Origin of the sequence: Streptomyces sp. sk2.1, from assembly GCF_008120935.1 — a bacterium.
GTDB lineage: Bacteria > Actinomycetota > Actinomycetes > Streptomycetales > Streptomycetaceae > Streptomyces.
The window spans coordinates 1-1,033 of the sequence record NZ_RDBO01000022.1 but is presented as its reverse complement, the minus strand read 5'-3'; the positions used below and the strand labels follow the sequence as shown (position 1 = coordinate 1,033).

1 protein-coding gene is annotated in these 1,033 nt (G+C 71.2%); it reads left to right on the top strand.

The annotated features are described in order from the left end of the window. The first annotated feature begins 177 nt into the window (after positions 1-177). On the top strand, positions 178-930 hold the full coding sequence (locus EAO76_RS11370; RefSeq protein WP_148835817.1) for a GntR family transcriptional regulator: 753 nt from the start codon (positions 178-180) through the stop codon (positions 928-930). Positions 931-1,033 lie beyond the last annotated feature (103 nt).

Sequence of the window (1,033 nt, the reverse complement as noted above, 5' to 3'; positions counted from 1 at the left end):
GGGGGAAGGAAGGGGCGGGGGGATCGAGAAGGGCCGAGATCCTTCTGGTGGCCGACGGCCGGATATGCATGGGTGGGCTGTGAATCATCACATCAGGTGAATCTTTGGCCTGTGCTTGCGGTCCACAACCGACGGTTGTCAGGCTGTTGCAGACTGTCAACCTGTTGGGAGTGGCCTGTGACTTTCGGTGAGCAGCCCGCGTATCTGCGCGTTGCAAGCGATCTGAGGGAGAAGATCGTCAACGGTTTGCTGCCGCCGCATACGCGCCTGCCTTCGCAGGCCCGTATCCGCGAGGAGTACGGAGTCTCGGACACCGTCGCGCTGGAGGCGCGCAAGGTGCTGATGGCCGAGGGGCTGGTGGAGGGGCGCTCGGGCTCCGGCACATATGTGCGCGAGCGTCCCGTGCCGCGGCGGATCGCCCGTTCCGGCTACCGGTCGGCCACCGGCGCCAGTCCGTTCCGTCAGGAGCAGACGGCGGAGGGAGTGCGCGGGACGTGGGAGTCCCGCAGCGAGCAGGAGGAGGCGAGCGCGGAGGTCGCCGAACGCCTTGGCATCGAGCCGGGCGACCGGGTGATGCGGACGAGGTACACCTTCCGGGAGGCGGGGGAGCCGATGATGCTCTCGACCTCCTGGGAGCCGCTCGCCGTGACGGGGCGCACGCCGGTGATGCTGCCGGAGGAGGGGCCGCTGGGCGGCTGCGGGGTGGTCGAGCGGATGGCCGCGATCGACGTCGTCGTGGACAACGTGGCCGAGCAGGTCGGTGCGCGCCCGGGGCTGGCGGAGGAGCTCCTGGCGCTCGGCGGTGTGCCGGGGCACGTGGTGATGGTGATCGAGCGGACGTACTACGCGTCGGGCCGCCCGGTCGAGACGGCGGACGTGGTGGTGCCCGCCGACCGCTTCCGGATCGCCTACCACCTCCCGGTCAGGTGACCGTGCGCGGCGGGAGCGGTGCGGTGCGGGCGGTTCCGGCGGCGGGGTGGCCGGCTCCGGTGGTGGGGTGGTCGGTTCCGGTGAGGGGGGCGCCGCCGCCCTC